This window comes from Myceligenerans xiligouense (assembly GCF_003814695.1).
Lineage (GTDB): Bacteria > Actinomycetota > Actinomycetes > Actinomycetales > Cellulomonadaceae > Myceligenerans > Myceligenerans xiligouense.
Genome location: NZ_RKQZ01000001.1, coordinates 3,398,273 through 3,420,932, shown reverse-complemented (window position 1 = coordinate 3,420,932; position 22,660 = coordinate 3,398,273). Strand labels below are relative to the sequence as shown.

The window sequence follows — 22,660 nt, the reverse complement described above, 5'->3', positions numbered from 1 at the left end:
ACCCGGTCAGCGGCGCCACGCGGGCGGGGGACCTCAGCCCTTCCCGCCCGCACCGGCCGGCAGGCCCAGCGTCTCGCGGATGGCGGCCTCGGCCTCGTCGTCCTCGACCTCCATCGCCTGGTCGATGTGCTTCCTGATCTCCTTCTTCGAGCCCGCGGCGGCCGCCGCCTCCCAGTGCCCCGCGGCCTCCTGGACCGTGCCCGCCAGGGCGTGGGCGTCGTCGGAGACGTCGTCGGGCCACGCCGCCTTGTGCAGGCCCTCGGCCTCGGCGCGCAGCGCGGCGGCCACCGCGGAGGCGAGGCCGGTCTGCTGCGCGAGCGGTGCCCCGGAGTCGATCGCCTCCTCGAACTGCGCCCGCACGCCGTCGTACGGGCCCACGATCTGGAGGAACTGCTCGCCTGCCGCCTCCTTGTCGAGCGGCTCCACCGGGGCGTCGACCGTCCCGGCTTCGCCGGCGCCTTCGGGTCCTGTCGACGGTAGCGAGCAGCCGGTCAGGGACAGCACGGCGACGAGAGCGACGGCGACGGCTGTGCGGCGCATGGTTCCTCCAGGGGTCTTCTCGGGACGAGCGGTCACGAACTGTAGCCGCGTGCGCGCCGCCCCGGGGAGTGGCCGCCGGGCAGCGAAACGATTAGGAAGGTGACCGCCGGCTCGCCGCCGGATGCGTGAGGATGGTCCCCATGCGTCTGCACATCCCCGTTTCCCTGCGCTGGTCCGACCTCGACGCGTATCAGCACGTCAACAACGTCGAGATGCTCGACCTGCTCCAGGAGGCCCGTATCGAGGCGTTCTGGCGGCACGAGGACGTCGTGGACCCGTTGCCGACGGCGGTCGTCGACTCGGGCCCGACGGCGTCGACGCACACCTTCGTGGCCCACCAGGAGATCGAGTACCTGCGCCCGCTGGAGTACACGCGCCGGCCGATCCTGGTGGAGATGTGGTTCGGCAAGCTCGGGGGCGCGTCCATCGAGGTCTGCTACGCGGTGCACGACGGCCGCCCCGGCGGCGTCGCCACCTCGGGTGACCCGCTCGACTCCGCCCCGTACGTCCGCGCCTCGACCACGCTCGTCCTGGTCGACGCCGCCACGGGCTCGCCGCGCCGCATCACGGACACCGAACGAGCGGTCTGGGAGCCCTACCTGGACGAGCCGGTGAAGTTCCGCCGCCGCTGACGACGCGCCCCGGCACGGTCCCCGGCCCGCCCGGTCGCCGCCCCGTCCCCCAGTCCTCGTCCCGTCTCCGGGCGCCGCTCACGCCCGGCGGACGCGCGGCTCCGGGAATGACGGGGGCTCGGCGGCGGGGCGCTCGGCGAGCAGCCGGAACGACTCGGCGATCGCGGCGTCGAGCTGCTTGTCGACGTCGCTGAAGTAGTCCGCCGGGGTGTGCCACACCTCCACGTCGGGGTCGACGCCGTGGTTCTCCACGTCCCAGCCCGGCCCCTCGAACCAGCTGGCGTAGCGCGGCTGCGTGATGCCCGTCCCGTCGACGAGATCGAAGCGCCCGTCGATGCCGATGACCCCGCCCCAGGTGCGCACGCCGACCACCGGGCCGACGCCCAGCGCCTGGGCCGCGACGTTGACGATGTCGCCGTCCGAGCCCGCGTGCTCGTTCGTCACGAGCACCACGGAGCCGCGCGGCGCGTTGTCCGGGTACGGCATCGGCCGGTCGTAGTGCCGGGCCCTCGTCCAGCCGATGATCCGGCGCGCGAGGCGGGACATGACGAGCTGCGACGTGTGGCCGCCACCGTTGAACCGCACGTCGACCACCAGGCCCTCGCACCGGACGGCCTGGCGCAGGTCCCGGAACATCTGGGCCCAGCCGTTGCTCGTCATGTCCGGGACGTGCACGTAGCCGAGCCTGCCGCCGGACCTCTCCGCCACGTAGTCCCGGCGGGAGGCGACCCAGTCCTGGTAGCGCAGCACGGACTCGTCGGCCGACGGCACCACGACGACGCGGCGGTCGGCGTCCGCCCCGTCTCGCCGGAGGGTCAGCTCGACGGGGCGCTCCGCCGCCCCGGTGAGGTTCGCCGCCGGGCCCACGGCCGGATCGACCGGCCGCCCGTCGACCGCGACGATCGCGTCCCCGGGCCGCGCGTCGACGCCCGCCGCCCGCAGGGGGGAGCGCGCGCCGGGATCCGACGACTCTCCGGGCAGGATCCGGTCGATCCGCCAGCCGGTGGCGCCCGGGGAGAGGTCGGCGCCCAGGAAGCCCAGGCGGCGCGAGGTGTCGCCCGGCTGCCCCGGCGGGCTGATGTAGGCGTGCGAGGTGTTCAGCTCCCCGACGGTCTCCCAGAGCAGGTCGGTGAGGTCGTCGTACGTGGCGACCCGGTCGACCACCGGACGCCAGCGTGCCACCGCCGCGTCCCAGTCGACGCCGTTCATGTCCGCGCGCCAGTAGTGGTCGCGCATGATCCGCGCGTTCTCCTCGAACATCTGGCGCCACTGCGCCCGCGGATCCACCTCGTACCGCATGCGGGACAGGTCGATCGTCGTGGAACCGTCGGGGCCGGGGTCGTCGCCCGGCTTGGCCGTGGCCGGCTGCGTCGTCAGCTCGTCGCCCGACCGCACCACGATGCGGCGGCCGTCGCCGGAGACGGCGCAGTCGTCGACCTTCTCGGCGACCTCGGTGGCCTTGCGCTCGTCGAAGGACCAGAACTGCACCGAGTTCGCCGGCTCGTCCCCCTCCACGCCGGCGTTCCTGGCGCCCAGCACACTCGCGTCGTCCGACTCGCGGATCCACAGGACGCCACCCTTGGCGGCCCGCAGGCCGCGGTAGTGCCCGGAGGCGACCGGGAACGGCACCACTCGTTCCCCGGCCCCGTCGAAGTCGATGTCGGGGCAGGTCACGGCGGTGTCGGCGGACCCGACGCCGTGGTTCCCGCGGTCCTCTCTCTCCGCGTCCTTCGCGTCCTCGTCCTTGCTCAGGCGCCAGCCGTCGACGCTCGGACCGAAGGGCGCCGGCTCGGTGGCGCTCAGCGGGATGAGCCAGGGGCGGGTCGCCGCGGTGAACGACAGTGCGAACTCGTGCGCGTCGTAGGCGGGATCGAAGGTGCGGTCCGAGAGCAGGACGAGGTACTTGCCGTCGTCGGTGAAGACCGGGGACCGGTCGTGGAACTTCCCGGATGTCACCGCCCGCTCCACCGGGGATTCCTCGCGCAGGTCGGCGACCATCACCCGGTGGTGGTCGCCCTCGTTCCCGGTGGGGCTGCTCCACGCCAGGTACCGGCCGTCGGGGGAGAAGACGACGCCCTCGGCCTCCCCGGTGGCCGACCGGCCCACCTCGGTGACCGTGGACGCCGCCGGCTCACCCGGCGCGGGCACGGTGACCAGGCTGATCCGGCCGTCGTGCGAGACGGTGGCGACGGTCGCGCCGTCCGGGCTCGCGGCGAGGTGCAGCACCCTGCCGAGGGCGCCGCCCGCGAACCGGACGGACGGCGTCGAGCCGTCCAGCGCGTGCGCCTCCAGCGCGTCCTCGCCGTCGGCGTCCGTCACGACGACGGCGCGGCCGGTGTCGCCCAGCAGGGCCGGCTCCCGGACGCGCGCGGACGGGTCGGCGACCAGCGCACGTGCCGGCCCTGCCCGGTGCGTCACCCAGAAGGCGGTCCCGAGCCAGCCGACGAGGCTTCCGTCGCCGCCCTTGTCCGTCGCGAGGCCGTCGATGCGCCCCGGGGTAGCCGCGTACGGGCGCGGCGCCGCGCCGGTGAGCGTGATGTCGAGGCGGCGCGGCGTCCCGTCCAGGGAGTCGAGGACCCAGAGGTCGCCCCGGCTGTGCCAGGCGACCCGGGTGCCGTCCGTCGTCGCGTCCCGGACATAGCCCTGCTCGGCCGTCTGGAACGTGAGCCGGCGCGGTGCCGGCGGCGTCGCGGCCTGGCCGGGAGGGGCCGTGGCGAGGCCGTCCCAGGCCCAGAGGTTCGCCTGCTCGTCGGCGTGATCGGGGAACGTCGCCGCCCGGTCGGACGTGAACAGGAGCGTGTCACCGACCCAGAGGGGATCCAGCACGGCCGCCTGCTCCCCGGGCAGCGCCTGCTCCCAGGTGTCGTCGCCGGCGCGGTCGAGCCACAGGCGGGACGCGGTCCCGCCGCGGTACCGCTTCCAGTGCACGGCGGGGCGGTAGCCCGCCGACACCAGGGCCGTGACGCCGCCGTCGTGGGTGGCCACGCCCCAGGCCGGGCCGAACCGCAGCCGCTCCACCGACCCGTCGAGCGCGACCGCGTGGACGACCGTGAGCCACCGGTGGTGCTCGGCGGCGTTCGTCGCCACGAGGACGCGGCCGTCGCCGTCCCAGCCGAGCAGCAGTGTCCGCGTGCCGCCGAACCACGTGAGGCGGCGCGGTGCGCCACCCTCCAGATCCACGACGTACACCTCGGGGTGCCCGTCCCGGTGCGACACGTAGGCGACCAGCGAGCCGCCGGGTGCCGTCCGGGGCGTCGTGCAGGCGACGTGATCGCTGGTCAGCCGCCAGGCGCGACCGCCGGTGACGGGAGCGAGCCACACGTCGTCGTCGGCGACGAACGTGACGAGGTCGTCGTGGAGGTGCGGATAACGCAGGTAGGGGCGAGACATGCGGACAACGTACCTGTGACCCCTGACACGGTCACGGACAATCCGCCCGGGGCGAATCCGGTGACCCGCGGCGGCCGCCGCACGCCGCGCGGGCGCCGAACCCGTGCCGCGAACCGCCGCGACCTGCCGCTACTCGGCCGGCAGCCGCATCATGCCTTCCTGGCCCATCGACGCCACGAGCGTCCCGTCCTGCTTGTACACGCGGGCGTGCCCCAGTGCGCGACCGCCCTGGGCGGACGCCGCGCCCTGCGCGTACAGGAGCCACTCGTCCGCGCGCACGTCACGGTGCCACCACATCGCGTGGTCGAGACTGGCCAGCGGCACCCTGCCGCCACCGACCTCCTGCCACGACCTCCCGGCCGCCCGGAGCGCGGGCTCGAGCATGATCTGGTCGCACGCGAACGCGAGCATGGCCCGGTGCAGCATCTGGTCGTCGTTCTCGATCGGGCGGCGCGCCTTCATCCACACCATCTGCGTGCGCGGCGCCTCGCCCGCGGACGGGTCGCGCGGCAGGTACAGCGACCCGCCCACGTGCCGCAGGTCGAACGCGGACTGCTCGGCCCAGAACGCGCGGGCGCTGTCGTCGGCGCCGGTGAGCTCCTCGATGGCGGAGGGGAGGTCCTCGGGTGCCGGAACGTCGTCGGGCATGGGCGTGGTGAGCTCGAACCCGGGCTGGTCCTCCTGGAACGACGCGATCATTGACAGGATCGGCCGGCCGAACTGCATCGCGTGCGAACGCCGCGCGCTGAACGAGCGCCCGTCCCGCAGCCGCTCGACGGCGAACCCGATCGGTGCCTCCAGCGACCCCTCGCGGAGGAAGTAGCCGTGCAGGGAATGGATGAGGCGCCCGGGCGGCACGGTCCGCGCGGCCGAGATGATCGCCTGCGCCAGCACCTGGCCGCCGTAGGCGCGCGGCGCGGGGCCGACCACGCTGTCGCCCTCGAACACGTCGTCCTCGCCGCGGGGGCCGGGGCCGTCCACCGGGCGCAGGTCCAGTACCTCCAGGAGGTGGCCCAGGGGGTCGGACGCCGTGTCCGGCGGCGTCGTGCCGTCGCCGTCGGGCGCGGTCGTCGGGTGGTCGGCGGTTCGGTCCACGTGCTCGGCGCTCCTGTTGTCCGTCGGTCCGCTGTCGTCCGTCAGTCCTCGAAGGTGTTGATCATGGAGAAGGCGGCGCGTTCGAGGTAGTCCCACAGCTCGGCCTCGTGGACCGGGGCGAGCTCCAGCGCGTCCACGGCGGTACGCATGTGCTTCAGCCAGCGGTCCCGGGCGTCCGGGTTGACCTTGAACGGCATGTGCCGCATCCGCAGGCGGGGGTGCCCGCGCTGCTCGGAGTAGGTGCCCGGCCCGCCCCAGTACTGCTCCAGGAAGAGCGTGAGGCGCTCGGCCGCCGGGCCGAGATCCTCCTCGGGGTACATCGGTCGCAGCACCGGGTCCTCGGCGACGCCCTCGTAGAAGGTGTCGACCAGCTTCGCGAACGTCTCGTGCCCGCCGACCTGTTCGTAGAACGACTTCACCCCGTCATCCTCGCATCCGCGGGTCTCGTGTCGGTCACCCGGCGGCGACGTCCGGTGTGAGCCTGACGACAGTGCGCCCGGGGTCCGCGATGGGCGGAACCGCCGATTCTCGTACCGATCCCTCGCGGCTCCCGATAGGGTGGTCGCAGACCGGCAACGACGCACGGGTATTGGGAGCGTGATTCATGTCCAAGGCGAACGACATCCTGGTGGCACTCGGCGGCAACACGAACGTCGTCGAGCTCCAGCCCTGCATCACGCGCTTGCGCGTCGAGGTGAGCGACCCCGCGCTGGTGGACGAGCCCGGCCTGAAGTCCTCCGGTGCGTTCGGCGTCGTCCGGTCCGGCCGGGTGGTCCAGGTCATCGTCGGCCCGGAGGCCGACAACCTCGCCGCGGAGCTGGACGTCCTGCGCGCCTGAGAGGGCCGGGCGCGCCCACCCACGGAGCGCGCCCGCCGAGAGGTGCTCAGCCCTCCTCGTGGAGCACCGTCACCAGGGAACGCAGCCGCGCCGAGTCGAACAGGTCCTCCAGCATGACCAGGGCACCTGACCCGTCGGCCAGCGGGACCCGCCAGTTCGGGTAACCGTCGCCGGCCCCGAGCTGCGCCTGCGTCCGGCGTTCCCCGACCGCGTCCGCGAGGTCCACGGCCACGAGTGCCGCCGGGGTGTCCCGCAGGTAGCGGTAGAGCCCTTCGACGAGTTCGCGCTCCGACGGGTCGAACGTCGTCATGCCGCACCGGGACAGCGACGTCATCACGGCCTCACGGCGCGCCCGCGCCCGCGAGCGCAGCACCTGCGCGTCCTCGGTGAGGAGTCCCAGCCGTTCGGCGAGGTCGATGTGCTCGCCGGCGAGGCAGCTCGCCGTCGGCGGCAGATCGGGCGGCGTCGGGGTCACGAACCCGCCGGGTGGGAACTCCTCCGGCGGGACGAGCTCGCCGGTGCCCGGCTGGTCCGCGAGCAGGACGGAGGCGGCCAGGATGCCGCGCCCGGCGAGGTAGTCGCGCTCCTCGTCGTCGAGGAGCGCGTCGTCGGCGATCAGCGGGACGCCCGCGCGATGCGCCTCCAGGCAGAGGATCCCGATGAGCGCCTCGTGGTCGTAGGTCACGTACGCGCCGGCGGTGGCCCGTGTGGCGCCGGGGATCCACCACGACCGGAACAGGTCGCCGACGTGGCCGACGCGCAGCGCGCCGCAGTGCCGCAGCGTGGTGCGGAGCATGTCGCGGAACGGCGCGTACCCCGCCTTCGCCAGTTCCCGCGGATGCCACGGCGGCAGGCCGCGGTTGCGTCCCTCGGCACCGACGGCCGACGACGGCGGCACGCCCACCGACACCCCGCGCGCGAGCACTCCCGGCTGCACCCAGACGTCGGCCCCCTCGGGGTGCACGCCCGATGCCAGCTCCTTGACGATCCCGACGCGCATCCCGGCCTCGAGCCCGACGCGCTGGGCACGCCGCAGCTGTTCGTCGGCCACCCACTGCAGCCAGCAGTAGAACTCGACGCGGTCCTTGAGCGAGCCGCGCAGCGTCGCCACCGCGGCCGACGACGGGTCCAGCAGGTCCGGGGGCCATTCCTGCTCACCGAGGTGCTCCGCGACGGCGCACCAGGTGGCGAAGTCGACCAGGCCGCGGCCCTGCTCCAGCACGAACTCGTCGAACGCGGTCTGCCGCGCCGCCGACCGCGCGGCGGTGAACACCACCTCGAGTGCGGACTTCTTGGCCTCCCAGACCGCCTCGCGGTCGATCGGCGCCGCGTCTCCCGACAGGTCGCGCACCGGCTCGCCGGCCCACTCGACGAGGGACCGGTCCGCCGACGACAGGTAGGCGGTCTCCCGGATGTCCTCCACGCGGATGTACAGCGGCGACAGGAACCGGCGCGAGGTGGGCAGGTAAGGGCTGTCGGTGATCGGCGGCACGGGCTCGGTGGCCTGCAGCGGGCCGGGGGCGACGAAGTCCGCGCCCGCGTTGTTCGCGGTGAGCCAGGCCAGGTCGGCCAGGTCGGCCAGGTCGCCGATGCCCCAGGAGTCGCGGGAGCGCATCGAGTAGAGCTGCGTCAGGAAGCCCCACGCCTGGGTGTCCGCGAGGGGCTGCGCGGGCTCCAGCCGGTCGGGAGTGACGACGAGGGTCGTGGTGGCCGTGGCGCCGTCCGACTCGGCGTGCAGGGTGTGCCACCCCAGTGGCAGGTCGCCGGGCACGACGAAGGTCGCCCGGCCCACCTTCCGCGAGCCCAGGGTGCGGGGCTCGGCCGCGCCGCCGGCCTGGTCGAGGTGGCGCGTGCCCGGCGCGGACGCCGCGTCGTCGGCCTCCGTCGCCGACGACGGCGCGACGCGCCGGACCGTGCCCGTGGTCGGAGCGACGCGCCAGGGCATGGCGCCCGGCGGCACGACGGGGGTGGTGGGTTCGAGCTCGACCCAGCACGAGACGCTCGACCCTTCGGTCACGTGCACCGGGATCCGCGATGCCGTGCCCTGGCGGACGACGACGGCGGGCGGCAGCATCTCGCGCCACTCGTCGTCCCGCACGTGGGCGATCGACTCGGTGATCGCCGACGGCGACCCGGCGGGCACGCCGAGCGCGCCGAGCACCGCCACCAGCGTCGACGGGCTCACCCGCCGCGCGGTCCCGGCGGCGTCGGTGAACACCGTCCGTACACCGCACAGTCGCGCCAGCTCGGCGAGGTCCTCGGGCAGCTCGGGCAGTGCCGACCGGCCGGCCGGCTCGGCGGCGCCGTCGACACCGGTCGCGGCGCGTGTCGTCTCGTCGTGGCTCACAGGAAAGATCCTGCCACCGAACGGTGTCGCTCGGGGGCAATCCGCGGCGCGTGGTCCGATTCGGGGGCACGTCCGTGCTCTCCGGGTGCCGGTGCGCCGGCCCGTGGGGGCCGGTTCGCCGTCAGTCCTCGACCGGCGGTGCGGCCTTCGAGGCGTCCTCCGCCCGGGTGCCCGCCAGGTTGTGCACGACGATCCCTTCGCGCAGCAGTTCCTCCTGGGCGGCGACGCGCAGCGCACGGGCGATCAGCCACTGCTCGCCGGGCCGGACCTGCGCGTGCAGGGTGAAGGTGAGCGAGAAGGCGTCCACGTTGTCGACGCCGCGCACGGACGGCGCCTCCAGCAGGGCCGGTGACGTCTCCGGGTCCTCCTGGACCCGGTCGACCGCCCGGCCCAGCGCGGCCCGCACCACCTGGGTGTCGCTCCCGACGGGCACCAGGATGGGCGCCACGGCGCGACTCCACTCCTGCGTGCTGTTGCCCGCCCGCAGGATCTCGCCGTTGCGCACGTACCAGAGCGTGCCGTCGAAGTTGCGCACCTGGGTCAGGCGCAGGCCCAGCGCCTCGACGGTGCCGGTCACGCCGCCGCCCAGGTCGACGAAGTCGCCCACGCCGAACTGGTCCTCGATGAGCAGGAAGATCCCGCTGAGGAAGTCCTTGACGAGGCTCTGGGCGCCGAAGCCGATGGCGACGCCGACGATGCCGGCGCCGGCGATCAGCCCGGTGAGGTCGATCTCCAGCACGCTGGCGACCGACAGCACGGCGAACGTCCCGATGACGATGTTGGACGTGGAGTTGAGGACCGAGCCCACGGTGCGGGCGCGCTGGGCCCGGCGGTCCACCGCCCGCCCGTTGCCGCCCTGCGCGAGGACGTCGCTCAGGGCCTGCGGGCTGATCCGCATCCGGCGGCGCCGCCGGCGGGCGTTCCCGACGACCTCGGCCGCGGCGGCCTTCGCCGCGCGCTCCTGCTCGCGGGTCACGCCCGTGGCGATGCGTTCGGTGAGATGCGTGATCACCCGCCGCGTCATGATCAGCGCGACGACGGTGACGAGCAGGATGACGAGGATGTTCAGCGGCTTGTCCGCGAACCACGTCCAGAAACCCTCGGCACCGTCGACGAAGGCCGCGGCGAGTTGGTCGTTCACGCCCTCGGCATCGTCGAGGACTGTGGCAGGTTGGTCGTTCACGGGCTCCCACGCTAGCGGCAACGCCGGGCGGGAGGCCAAGCCCGCAGCACGTCGGCCGGACACCGCTCCGCGACCTTCACACCGTGGACGTGAACAGGTCACGTCGCCGTGACGGCGGTCACGCCCCTCGCGTGGCACCCGACGGCTTGCCGACGATCCCCTCCCAGGGAATTCCGGGATCGCGGACGGCCTGACTGGTGGCATGATCGACCCGGAAATCGCTGCACACCCGGGCGCGGAGCGCCCTGACAAGATCTGGAGGGCCCGTGCCCGGAGAGAACCTCACGCGAGCCGAGGCCGTCGAGCGCGCCGATGTCGTCACCGTCGACTCGTACGCGATCGACCTCGACCTGACGACCGGTCCGACGACGTTCGCGTCCACCACGACGGTGCGATTCACCGCCAAGGACGCTGGTAGCGCCACGTTCATCGACCTCGTCGCGCCCAGGGTGCGGTCCGTCGTCCTGAACGGGCGCGAGCTGGACCCGGCCGGCGTGTTCGCCGACTCCCGGATCGCCCTGGACGGGCTGGTCCAGGGCGAGAACGAGCTGACCGTCGTCGCCGACTGCGCCTACACCAACACCGGCGAGGGCCTGCACCGCTTCGTGGACCCGGTGGACGGCGAGGTCTACCTGTACACGCAGTTCGAGGTGCCGGACTCGCGCCGCGTGTTCGCGGTCTTCGAGCAGCCGGACCTCAAGGCGACCTACCAGTTCACCGTGACGGCGCCCGCGTACTGGGAGGTCGTCTCGAACGAGCCGACGCCGGAGCCGGCGGCGGCCACGCACGCGACGGACGCCTCGGTGAAGGCCGCGACGTGGACGTTCGCGCCCACCCCGCGCATCTCCTCCTACATCACGGCGCTCGTCGCCGGCCCGTACGCCGTGGAGCGCAGCTCGCTCACGTCGTCGACGGGCCGGGAGATCGCGCTCGGCGCGTTCTGCCGCAAGTCGCTGCGCGAGCACTTCGACGCGGACTACATCTTCGAGACCACCCGCAAGGGCTTCGAGTTCTACGAGAACCTCTTCGGCGTCCCCTACCCGTTCACGAAGTACGACCAGCTCTTCGTGCCCGAGTACAACATGGGCGCGATGGAGAACGCGGGCTGCGTCACGTTCACCGAGTCGTACGTGTTCCGGTCGAAGGTGACCGACGCCGTCCGGGAGCGTCGCGTCGTGACGATCCTGCACGAGCTGGCGCACATGTGGTTCGGCGACCTGGTCACCATGAAGTGGTGGAACGACCTGTGGCTGAACGAGTCGTTCGCGGAGTACATCTCGACGCTGGCGACGGCGGAGGCGACGGAGTACGACGCGGCGTGGACCACGTTCACGGCGATGGAGAAGTCGTGGGCGTACCGGCAGGACCAGCTGCCCTCCACGCACCCGATCGTGGCGGAGATCCGTGACCTGGAGGACGTGCAGGTCAACTTCGACGGCATCACCTACGCCAAGGGCGCGTCGGTGCTGAAGCAGCTCGTGGCCTGGGTGGGCCGCGAGGCGTTCGTCGCGGGCGTGTCCGCCTACTTCGGCAAGCACGCGTGGGGCAACACGGAGCTGCCGGACCTGCTCACCGAGCTGGAGGCCACGTCCGGGCGGGACCTGACCGAGTGGTCGGCCAAGTGGCTGGAGACTGCGGGCGTGAACACGCTGCGGCCGCACGTGGAGACGGACTCGCACCGGCGCATCACGTCCTTCACGGTGGAGCAGACGGCGCCGGCCGAGTGGCCGACGCTGCGGCCGCACCGGCTCGGGATCGGCTTCTACTCGCTCACCGACGCGGGGAAGCTGGAGCGGGTGCACCGTGTGGAGGTCGACGTCGACGGCGAGCGCACCGACGTCATGGAGCTGTGCGAGCTGGACCGGCCGGCGCTGGTGCTGCTGAACGACGACGACCTGGCGTACGCGAAGATCCGCCTCGACGACGAGTCGCTGGCCGTCGCCGTGAAGCACCTGTCGCACATCACCGACCCGCTGGCGCGGTCCCTGGTGTGGGGGTCGGCCTGGGACGCGGTGCGCGACGGGGAGACGCCGGCGTCGTCGTACGTGGACCTGGTGCTCGGCAACATCGCGGCCGAGACGGAGTCGACCACGGTGCGCACCACGCTGAACCAGCTCGTCCTGGCGATCCGGCAGTACGTGGCGCCGGGCGCCCGTCCGGCCACGCTGGTGCGGGCGGGGGACCGGCTGGCCGAGCTCGCGCGCGCCGCCGAGGCGGGTTCCGACCTGCAGTTCCAGCTCGTCAAGTTCTTCGCGCACCTGGCCTCGACGCGGGAGCACGTGGCGCTCCTCAAGGGCCTGCTGGACGGTTCGCAGGCGCTGGACGGGCTGGAGATCGACACGGATCTGCGCTGGGAGCTCATCGAAGGGCTCGTGCTGAACGGCGCGGCGGGCGAGGCGGAGATCGCGGCGACCCTGGCCGACGACGACACCGCCACCGGGCGCCAGTCCGCGGCCCGGGCGCGCGCGACGATCCCGACCACCGAGTCCAAGCTGGCCGCGCTGGAGTCCGTCGTGGCCGACTCGGAGGCGCCGAACGCGATCATCCGGAACACGGGCCTCGGGTTCGTGCACGTCAACGACGCGTCCATGCTGGCGCCGGTGGTGGGGCCGTACCTCGACGCGGTGCTGCGTGTGTGGGAAGAGCGGTCCTACCACATCGCCGAGGAGATCATCGAGGGCTTCTACCCGGCCCCGCTCGCCTCGGTGGAACTGCGCGACGCCGTCGCGGCCTGGCTGGCGGACCACGCCGGCGCGGCACCCGCGCTGCGCCGGCTCGTGGTGGAAGGCCTGGCGGGGACGGAACGCGCACTGCGCGCCCAGTCGGCTGACGCGGAGTAGGACGGCGGGGCGGGCGGTGGTCGACCCCTCCCGCGGGGTTTCGCGGGGGAGGGGCTGTCGCAAGATGGACGGTCTGCGGGCGATATCCTCGCTAGGTCGTATGATCCAAGGTCGATCGTGACCGAGAGAAGGAGCCGCATGTCCGGAACGGTGCCCCCACCGCCGCCGCCTGACGGGTGGGACGACGAAGGAACCGGCGGGACCGGCCAGGTCCCGGCTGACACCTCGCCGACGGCGCAGGCGCCGGGCCCGCAGCGTGTCTCGGCGACCACGCGGATGCCCCCGGCCATCTCGCCGACGTCGCAGTTCTCCGACGCGGTGACGCCCGCTCCGGCGCCCCCGGTGCAGCAGCCGGGGTACGCGCCCCAGCAGGCGTACCCGCAGGGGGGCTACGAGCAGCAGGGCTACCCACAGGGTTACCCCCAGCAGGGATACCCCCAGGGATACCCGCAGGGTTACGCCCAGCAGGGCTATCCGCAGCAGCAGGGGTATCCCGCGCAGCAGCAGGCCTACGCCGCGCAGGGTTACCAGGGGTACGAGCAGGCCCCCGCACGCCGCAAGCTCAGCCCCGGCTGGATCGCCTTCATCGCGCTGGACGTCGTCCTCGTGATCGCGGCGGTCGTGTTCGCGGTCAACCTGATGTCGTCCGACGACGGAACCACGCCCGCGGTCGGATCGAGCCAGGAGGCGGGCGCTTCGGCATCCGCCGGCGGTGGCGAGGACTCCGAACCCGAGGAGCCGAAGTTCGCGACCGGTCTCCAGATGGGCGCGCCGGGGGCGAAGGTCTTCGCGGCGCCCTCGGGAAACATCACCTGCACCCTTTCCAAGACCGCCGCTACCTGCGGGATCGTCGAGCTGAACAGCCCGCCGGCCCCCGACGGCTGCGACGGCGTCCAGGGCCACATCGTGGCGCTCGACCAGGCCGGGCAGCTCACCATCCCGTGCGTCGCGAAGAAGGACATGCCGGTTCCGGCCTCGGGTCTGAAGGTCCTCGACTACGAGAAGAAGGAGAAGGCCCACGGCTTCACGTGCGTCAGCCGGGACACCGGCATGTCGTGCACGCATGATGCGACCGGTTACAGCTTCACGGTCGCCCGGGCAGGCATCTCCCAGTCCTGACCGGCCGGGCCACCGGCACCCCGCCGGGGAGGGACGTCCCACGCGACGACCTTCCCCGGCGCTCCTCTTCCCGCCGTCGCGTGCGTGATGACAGCGTTGTCTTCCGCTGTTCGGGCCGCGTTCAACGGGGTGACACCGTGTGGCTCCCTGCGCCTCCGAGACTTGACCGGATCCGACCGTGGGGCCATCGCCCCGCACAGGAAGAGGAAGAACATGTCCACACCCCTGCGCAGAGCGCTGATCGCGGCCGGGCTGGCCGCCACTCTGCCCCTGACCATGGTGGCGGCACCGGCAGCGGCTGCTCCCCTCGCCGGCGGCTGGTCCTGGGACTGGCCTGACGGCTGGCTCGACGGCTGGCCCTGGGACCGGCCCGGCGAGGACCACGGCTCCCGCCTGGCCCCGTTCGACGCCGTCGACCCGTTCATCGGCACCGAGCTCGACACCGGCGAGAACAAGTCGAACGACGCCTACGGCAACACCTTCCCGGGCGGCACCGTCCCGTTCGGCCTGGTCCAGAACAGCCCCACCACCTACCGCGAGGGCCACAACGGCGAGAAGGGCGGCTACGAGTACACCGGCGACCGCCTGCGCGGCTTCGGGCTCACCCGCATCTCCGGCACCGGCTGCACCGGCGCGTACGGCGGCTTCGACGTCCCGATCCTCCCGTTCACGGGCGACCTGGCCGACGGCGCCCTCCCGGCCGACCCGAGCACGTCGATCCGGGACTACTACCTGCCTTTCAGCCACGACACCGAGCGCGCCGAGCCCGGCTACTACTCCGTCACCACGGACAACGGCGTCACCACGGAGCTCACCGCCACGACGCGCACCGCCGTGAGCCGCTTCGCGTTCCCCGACGACGGCGGAGCCACCCTGCTCCTCGACGCCGCCGGGTCGAACAACACGATCCAGGCCGCCGACCTCACCGTCGACGCCTCCTCGCGCACCGTCAGCGGTACGGTCCGCGCGGGCTCGATGTGCAACCAGGGCACCTTCTACGACCTGCACTTCTCGGCCGTCTTCGACACCCGCTTCGTCGCCCACGGCACCTGGGACGACGGCGAGGTCGCACCCGGCGGCAGCACGGCGTCGTCGGACCGGAAGCACGGGGCCGGCGCCTTCCTCACCTTCGCGCCCGGCACCACGGTCACCGCCAAGATCGGCATCAGCTACACGAGTGTCGACAACGCCGCGCTCAACCGCGCCAAGGAGGTCGACCGCCACAAGAGCTTCCGGGCGGTGCGGATCGCCGCGAAGCACGCGTGGCAGCGGGCGCTCGGGACCGTCGACGTCGAGGGCGGCACCCGCGAGGCGCGCGTCAAGCTGTACACGGCGCTCTACCACGCGCTGCACAACCCGAACGTGTTCGAGGACGTCAACGGCGAGTACATCGGGTACGACGGCGAGCTGCACCGCATGGACCGCGGCGAGCACCTGTACGTGAACTTCGCCGGCTGGGACCACTACCGGGGGCACACGCAGCTCATGGCGATGCTCTTCCCCGAGGTCGCGAGCGACATCAACGCCTCGCTCGTGACGATGGCCGAGCAGACCGGCACCTGGTACGACGGCCCCACCTACAACCTGGTGCAGGCCCGCATGGCGGCGGACTCGCTGCCGATCGCCCTGGCGGCCGCCGACGACTTCGGCGCCACGGACTACGACCGCGAGGCCGCCCTCGCCTCCCTGCTGGAGACGCAGACCCTCCCCGGCGACGCGAGCACCCGCCCCGACGCCTACCAGTACCTGGCGGCGGGCTTCGTGGAGAACCGCAAGTCCAACTTCGCCACCGCGCGCACTCTCGAGTACTCGGTGGAGGACTTCGCCATCGCGCAGCTCGCCCGCCGCCTCGGCGACGAGGACTCGTACGACACGTTCATGGCCCGCGCCCAGAACTGGCAGAACGTCTTCGACCCGGTCACGCAGCACATCCGCCCGCGCGAGCGCACCGGCTTCGACCGCGGCTTCGACCTGCGCGTCCGGGACGACTCGTCGGGCCGGGGCCAGTTCAACCAGTCCACCGGCTACCAGTACGGCTGGATGGTGCCGCACAACATCGGCGCCGTCGTCGAGGCGCGGGGCGGCGCCGAGGCGTCCGAGTCCGCGCTCGACGTGCTCATGGAGGACCTCGACGCCGGCGCCTACACGCAGACCGGCAACTACCTGAGCAACGAGCCCTCGTTCAACAGCCCGTGGGTCTACAACTGGCTCGGCAAGCCGCACAAGACCACGGACGTCCTGTACCGGGCGGTCGGCGAGCTGTACGACACGACGCCCGCCGGCCTGCCCGGCAACGACGACCAGGGCGCCCTGTCCGCCTGGTACGTCTGGGCCAACCTCGGCATCTACCCCGCGATCTACGGCACCGCGGACCTGGTGGTCAGCGCCCCGATGTTCGACCGCATCACCATCGACGCCGCCCACAGCCGCCGCGACTACACGATCGTGGCTCCCGGCGTGTCGTCCGGGAAGCGGTACACGACCGGCCTGCGGGTGAACGGCGTGCGGCAGTCGGCCTCCTGGGTGGACTCGTCGTTCTCGCGGCGCGGCGGCACGCTCCGGTTCACCATGAACGACACCCCGGGCGAGTGGGGCACAGGGTCCGGCGACGTCCCGCCGTCGCACGACGACGGCCGCGACGCCCGCAACAACGTCGGCACCACGTTCGACGGCCGCGGGAACATGGGCTCCATGGACCTGTCCGACTGGTCCTACTCGCGCGAGAGCCTCGCGGCCGAGGGCGTCACCCCGGGCGGCGAGGTCGCCTTCGACTCCGCCGACATCACGTTCACCTGGCCCGACACGGAGGAGGGCGAGCCGGACAACTGGGTCGTCGCGGGGCAGCGGATCGACCTCGACGACACCCCGGCCGCCGCGGTCTCGTTCCTGGGCCTGGCGACCAACGGCCCGTCGTCGGGCACCGCCCACGTCGAGTACACGGACGGGTCGCGCCAGGCGGTGCGCGTGCACCTCACCGACTGGGGGCAGGGCGCCGGCGGCGGGAACACGACGCTCGTCGAGACCCAGGGACGCAACCACCGCAACGGCACGTCCGGAGGCGGCACATTCCGCGTGTTCGCGACGCAGCCCGCCGTCCTGGACGAGACGAAGACCGTCGACGCCGTCGTCCTCCCGGCCCACACCGACCGCGGCGTCATGCACGTGTTCGACGTCGCGACCACGACCACCCCGTACGTCGACCCGGACGCCCCCACCGGCGAGCCGAGCCGCGTCGTGCTCACCGCCCCCGCCGACCCGTCGACGGCACAGAACGTCACGTGGCGCACGGCCAGCCCGCTGCCGGTCGACGGCGTCGCCGAACTCCGCGAGGTGTCCGACGACGGCCCGGGCGAGGTCCGCACCGTGGACGCCGTCGAGCAGCCGGAACGGTACGTCGACGGCTACCCGGCGCGCAGCCACTCGGCGTCGTTCACGGACCTGACCCCGGACACGACGTACGGGTACCGCGTCGGCGACGCGGGCCGCTGGTCGGACTGGTACGAGTTCACGACGGCGAGCGACGGGGCCGACCCGTTCACGTTCCTGTACTTCGGGGACGCCCAGGAGGGCATCGCCGACGAGTGGGCGACCACGGTGGACATGGCGCTCGACGAGCACCCGTCCGCGGAGGTCAGCCTGTACGCGGGTGACCTGGTGAACACGGCGACGAACCAGCTCGAGTGGTCGGACTGGTTCGATGCCAACGCGGAGCTGCGCACCCGCACCAACGTGCTGGCGGCGCTGGGCAACCACGAGATCGGCGGGCAGCCGCTCGCCGAGAACTTCCGCGACCACTTCGAGTACGAGCGCAACGGGCCGGTGCCCGCGGACGCGCGCGAGTACGAGGCGGACTACGGCGAGCACGTCGCCGGCGCCATGACGGACACCGTCTACTACACGGACTACCAGGGCGTCCGGTTCGTGACCGTGAACGCGAACCGTGACGACATCTGCGGCCTCGTGCGCCCGCCCGGCCTGGCGGACTTCGACTGCGGCGAGGGCCGCCGCGCGTGGATGACGATGCAGGCGACCTGGCTGGAGCGGGTGCTCGCGGAGAATCCGCTCGACTGGGCCGTGGTCACCACGCACCAGCCGGTCTTCTCCAACTCGATCGACGGCAACGGCAACCCGCGGGACGAGGACGACTGGCGCCAGTACATCCTTCCCGTGCTGGAGACCAGCGACGTCGACCTGGTGCTCCAGGGCCACGACCACACCTACGGCCGCGGTTACCACACCATGGACATCACGGAGACCGAGGGCGTCACGACCGGCCCCGTGTACGCGATCTCGAACGGCGGGCGCAAGCAGTACGTGCTCAACCGCGGCGAGTCGGTGTGGGAGGCGAACGGCGCCGTGGCCGTGAAGCAGGCGCAGGACGTGTCCGCCTACCAGGCGATCACCGTCGACGGCGACACGCTGCGCTACGAGTCGGTGGCCACCTACGTGGTGCCCGGCGGCGAGTCGCCGGTCGAGGTCGGCGAGACGCTCGACGCGTTCACGATCACCAAGTACGACTCCGGCGCGAAGTGGGTCACCGAACCCGGCATCGAGATCCCGGACGAGTCCGTGCCGTCCGCGGCCTGGGGCCAGCCGGGCGACGAGCCGTTCGACCCGGAGACGTTCGGCGAGGTCGTCTTCGACGACGACTTCACCACCGATCGGCTCGCCGAGTACACGGCGTACGGGGACGACGGTGAGCCCGCGGCCGATCTGGCCGTCGACACCACGGCCGGCGTGCTCGAGGCGGCCGCCGACGGCCGCCGCTGGAGCCACCTGGCGGTTCCGGGAGCGGCGGGTGACAGGTTCGCGCTGGTCGTCGAGCCGGAGTCGTTCGCCGGGACGGGCTCGGCCGAGGACTCCCTCTTCCTCGGGATCACCGACGGGCCGGGGAGCCGTGCGCACAGCTGGTACAACCACACGCGGGGGAGCAGCGGGATCGACGTGGTCGTGGACGGCGAGAGCCAGGGCCTGTCGGCCGGTACCGGGGCGCTCGGCGTGACGTGGGAGCCCGGCGACCGGCTGGCGACCGTCGTCGACCACGGCGAGCTGACCTCCTGGATCGAGCACGACGGCGAGTGGCGCGAGATCCGCTCCGGCCTGCTGTCGCTGACGATGTCACGAGAGGACGTGACGGGGTGGAGCCCGACGGTCAGCCTGCGGCTCGACACCGGGACCATGGCGCTGGACCGGGTGATGGTGCTGCGGGGGTAGGTGCTGAGCTCGTGGACGGAGAGCGGCGCGGGCATCCTGCCGCGTCGCTCTCCGCGCTCCGGGTCGCCGGGTTTCGGCGGCTGGTCTGCGGGGGCTATGGTGATGGCCCGGTGGAAGTCATCGTTTGTCACGATTTGGTGGATGTTAGCGATCTCACGCTATGCTCGCTCGCGCACCATCACCCGCTGCCGCGGGTGCCCGCGAGCCATCCGATCCGCAGGGATCGGTGGCGTCGCCCTCCAATGTTGAAGGGGAAGACAGGACGCGAATGCGATCGATGCGTAAGACAACGGCGGTGGCAGCGTCGGCTGCCTTGATCAGCCTGGTGCTGGCCGCGTGCGGAACCGGGACGGCGGGAGGCGCCGAGCCCTCCCTCCGGTCGCACGAGAGGGTCGCCGTCTACACGTGGTGGGCGGCGGGCGTCGAGAAACGAGGGCTCGACGCGCTGGTGGGGGTGTTCGAGAAACAACATCCCGAAATCCAGTTCGTCAACGACGGACTCATGGGCGGCGGCGGCAGTTCGACGTCGAAGGAGCACCTGCAGTCCCGGCTCGAGACGCAGGACCCGCCGGACGTGTTCGTCGCGCACGCGGGCGCCGAGTTGCAGGACTACATCAAGGACAAGCACATCCAAGACGTGTCGGGTCTCTACCAGGAGTTCGGGCTGACCGAGGCGTTCCCGAAGGACCTGCTCGACCGGCTGTCCACCAAGGACGGCAAGATCTACTCCATCCCCTCGAACATTCACCGCGCCAACCTCCTCTGGGCCAACCCGCGGGTGCTCGAGCAGAACGGCATCGAACCGTCCGCCGAGTACGACAGCCTCGACGCCTTCATCGCGGACCTCGAGAAGCTCAAGAACGCCGGGATCAAGGCCCCGCTGTCGGTCGGGACCACCTGGCCCCAGGTGCACCTGCTCGAGACGACGCTGCTCGCCGACCTCGGCCCCGAGGCCTACAGCGGGCTCTGGAACGGCAGCACCGCCTGGAGCGACTCGCGCGTCACCACCGCGCTCGAGCACTACGGGACACTGATGAGCTACACCAATCCCGACCGCGACGAGCTGGAGTGGGACGCGGCCAGCGCGATGGTCATCGGGGGGGAGTCCGCGTTCAACATCATGGGCGACTGGGCCCTGGCCGCCTACGACACGGAGGACAAGGCCTACGGGACGGACTACCGGGTGGTCCCGGCCCCGGGCACCTCGGGGACGTTCGACTTCCTCGCGGACTCGTTCACCATGTCGTCCGGCATCCTCGACGAGGACAGCGCGAAGGCCTGGCTGGAGACGGTCAGCTCCAAGGAGGGGCAGGTCGCGTTCAACAAGATCAAGGGCTCGATCCCGGCCCGGACCGACGTCGACCCCGGCCAGTTCACCGAGTACCAGAAGACCGCGATCCAGTCGTTCGGGCAGGACACGATCGTGTCGTCCGTGACCCACGGCGCCGCGGTTCCGATCTCGCAGCTCGACGCGATCACGGCGGCGGTGGTGGCGTTCAACTCCGGGGAGACCGACGTCGCGGGGTTCCAGGCTGCTCTGGGGGCATCGGCCGAGGGCTGACCTTGGGCAAGGCCACCACCGCGCCGCCGCGCTGCGCGGTGGTGGCCTTGCCGTGCTGCTTCGCTGCGATCAGCCCTTGACGGAGCCGGACATGAGGCCGCCGACGAAGTACTTGCCGAGGATGATGTAGACCAGCAGGGTCGGCAGGGACGCCAGCAGGGCGCCGGCCATGGAGACGCCGTAGTTCTGCAGCAGGGCGCCGTTGGCCAGGTTGTTCAGGGCCACCGTCACCGGGCCGTTGCTGCTGGAGGAGAAGAACACGGCGAACAGGAAGTCGTTCCACGCGTTGGTGAACTGCCAGATCAGCACCACCACGAAGCTCGGGATCGAGATCGGCAGCAGCACGTTCCAGTAGGTGCGCAGCATTCCCGCGCCGTCCATGCGGGCGGCCTCGATCAGCGAGTGCGGCACCGTCATGTAGTAGTTGCGGAAGATGAGCGTCGTGATGGGGATGCCGTAGACGACGTGCAGGAGGATCAGTGAGGGGATGCCGTTGGGGATGCCCAGGTTCAGGACGAGCTGGTTCAGGGGGATCATGACGGCCTGGTAGGGGATGAACATCCCGAAGAGGATGAGGGTGAAGACGATGTCGGCGCCCTTGAAGCGCCAGCGGGCCAGGACGAACCCGTTCAGTGAGCCGAGGAACGCGGAGATGATGGTGGAGGGGATGACCATCTGGAGGCTGCGTCCGATGGCGGGAGCCAGGGTGGTCCAGGCGGTCTGCCAGTTCTCCAGCGTCCACGTCGTGGGGAGTGCCCACGCGCGGGCGGGCGAGGCGTCACCGGCGCCCTTGAAGCTGGTCACGAACAGCACGTACACCGGGATCAGCACGACGATGACGACGAGGAGCAGCATGGCGTAGCGCGCCGTGCGGCCGGCGGCGTAGCGCGCCGGCGACGTGGCGCTGCGCTCGGGCGGCGTCTTCTTGCCGATCGGCTCCAGGAGGGTGGTCATCGCTTTTCCTCCCGGTGGGTGTGGATGAGGTAGGGGATGATGACGGCGGCGACGATGATCAGGAGGATGGCGCCGACGGCGGCGGCGTTGGCGTAGTCGAAGCTGGATTTGAAGACGTACATGTCCACCGCTGGGACCTTGGTCTGGTAGTTGGCGGGTTTGGAGATGGACATGATGAGGTCGAAGGATTTGAGGCTCATGTGTCCGATGATGATCAGGGCGGACAGGGCTACGGGGGATAGTTGGGGGAACAGGACGTGGCGGTAGAGCTGGAGTTCTGTGGCGCCGTCCATGCGGGCTGCTTCGCGGAGTTCGTCGGGGATGCCGCGGAAGCCGGCCAGGAAGAGGGCCATGACGTAGCCGGACAGTTGCCAGATGGCGGGGATGGCGATGGCGATGATGCCGAAGGTGACGTTGTTCCACCAGTTGTTCTGCAGGAAGTCCAGGCCGATGATCTGGAAGAGGCGGTTGAGGCCGGAGGCTTGTTCGTCCTGGTTGGAGTTGAGCAGCCAGCGCCAGACGACGCCGGAGGCGACGAAGGACACGGCCATGGGGAACAGGTAGATGGAGCGGAAGTAGCCTTCGCCTTTGACGGGCTTTTCCAGGAGCCAGGCCCATCCGAAGCCCATGGCCATCGTTCCGGCGAGGAATACTGCGGTGAACAGCAGCAGGTTGAGCAGGGAGTGCTGGAACGCGTCGGTGGCCAGCAGGGCGGTGTAGTTGTCGAACCAGACGGCCGCGGCGGGGGCCTGGCCGGTGGCCTGGGCGGCGGTGTGGTTGTCGGTGAACGACATCTGGAAGTTCGCCGCGATCAACCCGTAGACGAACACCCCCAGAAGCAGCAGAGAGGGAGCGAGCAGAAGAAGGGGAGGCCCTACCCGTCGCATGGTCTTGGACATGGGATTCCTCGAGGGTCGATGCACCCGCCACGAAGCCCGCCGGGCAAT

The 22,660-nt window shown here is 71.7% G+C and carries 14 protein-coding genes; 6 read left to right on the top strand and 8 right to left on the bottom strand.

Annotation, left to right across the window (positions count from 1 at the left end):
- Window positions 1–33: 33 nt before the first annotated feature.
- Window positions 34–540, bottom strand: a complete 507-nt coding sequence (locus EDD34_RS14870; RefSeq protein WP_123815265.1) for a hypothetical protein — start codon at window positions 538–540, stop codon at window positions 34–36.
- Between the two features lie 140 nt (window positions 541–680).
- Between EDD34_RS14870 and EDD34_RS14865 the strand changes: the two genes are divergently transcribed.
- Window positions 681–1,172 carry an acyl-CoA thioesterase gene (locus EDD34_RS14865; protein WP_123815264.1) on the top strand — a complete coding sequence of 164 codons (492 nt, stop codon included), beginning with the start codon at window positions 681–683 and terminating at the stop codon, window positions 1,170–1,172.
- A 78-nt stretch (window positions 1,173–1,250) separates the two neighbouring features.
- Here EDD34_RS14865 and EDD34_RS14860 read toward each other — a convergent pair whose 3' ends face one another.
- From EDD34_RS14860 to EDD34_RS14850, 3 genes are all read right to left on the bottom strand, one after another.
- A complete protein-coding gene (locus tag EDD34_RS14860; RefSeq protein WP_123815263.1) occupies window positions 1,251–4,562 on the bottom strand; it encodes a S41 family peptidase in 3,312 nt (1,103 codons plus the stop codon).
- Between the two features lie 129 nt (window positions 4,563–4,691).
- Window positions 4,692–5,657, bottom strand: coding sequence for an acyl-CoA thioesterase (locus tag EDD34_RS14855; RefSeq protein ID WP_425462357.1), 966 nt, complete (start codon window positions 5,655–5,657; stop codon window positions 4,692–4,694).
- Window positions 5,658–5,698: 41 nt separating this feature from the next.
- Window positions 5,699–6,076 carry a globin gene (locus EDD34_RS14850; RefSeq protein ID WP_123815262.1) on the bottom strand — a complete coding sequence of 126 codons (378 nt, stop codon included), beginning with the start codon at window positions 6,074–6,076 and terminating at the stop codon, window positions 5,699–5,701.
- 185 nt (window positions 6,077–6,261) lie between these two features.
- On the opposite strand from EDD34_RS14850, the gene EDD34_RS14845 reads away from it, so the two are divergent.
- Window positions 6,262–6,495, top strand: a complete 234-nt coding sequence (locus EDD34_RS14845; RefSeq protein ID WP_123815261.1) for a PTS sugar transporter subunit IIB — start codon at window positions 6,262–6,264, stop codon at window positions 6,493–6,495.
- A 46-nt stretch (window positions 6,496–6,541) separates the two neighbouring features.
- Here the strand turns inward: EDD34_RS14845 and malQ are convergent, their stop codons facing one another.
- Both malQ and EDD34_RS14835 read right to left on the bottom strand, forming a co-directional pair.
- Entirely contained in the window at window positions 6,542–8,842 is a 2,301-nt protein-coding gene (gene malQ, locus EDD34_RS14840; protein WP_246012464.1) for a 4-alpha-glucanotransferase, read from the bottom strand.
- A gap of 121 nt (window positions 8,843–8,963) precedes the next feature.
- Window positions 8,964–10,025: a mechanosensitive ion channel family protein gene (locus EDD34_RS14835; RefSeq protein WP_246012462.1), complete on the bottom strand. Its 1,062-nt coding sequence runs from the start codon at window positions 10,023–10,025 to the stop codon at window positions 8,964–8,966.
- A gap of 266 nt (window positions 10,026–10,291) precedes the next feature.
- On the opposite strand from EDD34_RS14835, the gene pepN reads away from it, so the two are divergent.
- The 4 genes from pepN to EDD34_RS14815 all read left to right on the top strand — a co-directional run bounded on the left by pepN (window position 10,292) and on the right by EDD34_RS14815 (window position 20,759).
- On the top strand, window positions 10,292–12,865 hold the full coding sequence (gene pepN, locus EDD34_RS14830) for an aminopeptidase N (protein ID WP_123815260.1): 2,574 nt from the start codon (window positions 10,292–10,294) through the stop codon (window positions 12,863–12,865).
- 138 nt (window positions 12,866–13,003) lie between these two features.
- Window positions 13,004–13,984, top strand: a complete 981-nt coding sequence (locus EDD34_RS20940) for a hypothetical protein (protein ID WP_211341603.1) — start codon at window positions 13,004–13,006, stop codon at window positions 13,982–13,984.
- A gap of 213 nt (window positions 13,985–14,197) precedes the next feature.
- Window positions 14,198–19,198: a GH92 family glycosyl hydrolase gene (locus tag EDD34_RS14820; RefSeq protein WP_123815259.1), complete on the top strand. Its 5,001-nt coding sequence runs from the start codon at window positions 14,198–14,200 to the stop codon at window positions 19,196–19,198.
- A 277-nt stretch (window positions 19,199–19,475) separates the two neighbouring features.
- A complete protein-coding gene (locus tag EDD34_RS14815) occupies window positions 19,476–20,759 on the top strand; it encodes an ABC transporter substrate-binding protein (protein ID WP_246012461.1) in 1,284 nt (427 codons plus the stop codon).
- Window positions 20,760–20,828: 69 nt separating this feature from the next.
- Here the strand turns inward: EDD34_RS14815 and EDD34_RS14810 are convergent, their stop codons facing one another.
- On the bottom strand, window positions 20,829–21,713 hold the full coding sequence (locus EDD34_RS14810) for a carbohydrate ABC transporter permease (protein ID WP_123815257.1): 885 nt from the start codon (window positions 21,711–21,713) through the stop codon (window positions 20,829–20,831).
- On the bottom strand, window positions 21,710–22,612 hold the full coding sequence (locus EDD34_RS14805; protein ID WP_123815256.1) for a carbohydrate ABC transporter permease: 903 nt from the start codon (window positions 22,610–22,612) through the stop codon (window positions 21,710–21,712). The genes EDD34_RS14810 and EDD34_RS14805 overlap by 4 nt, the downstream gene beginning before the upstream one ends.
- Window positions 22,613–22,660 lie beyond the last annotated feature (48 nt).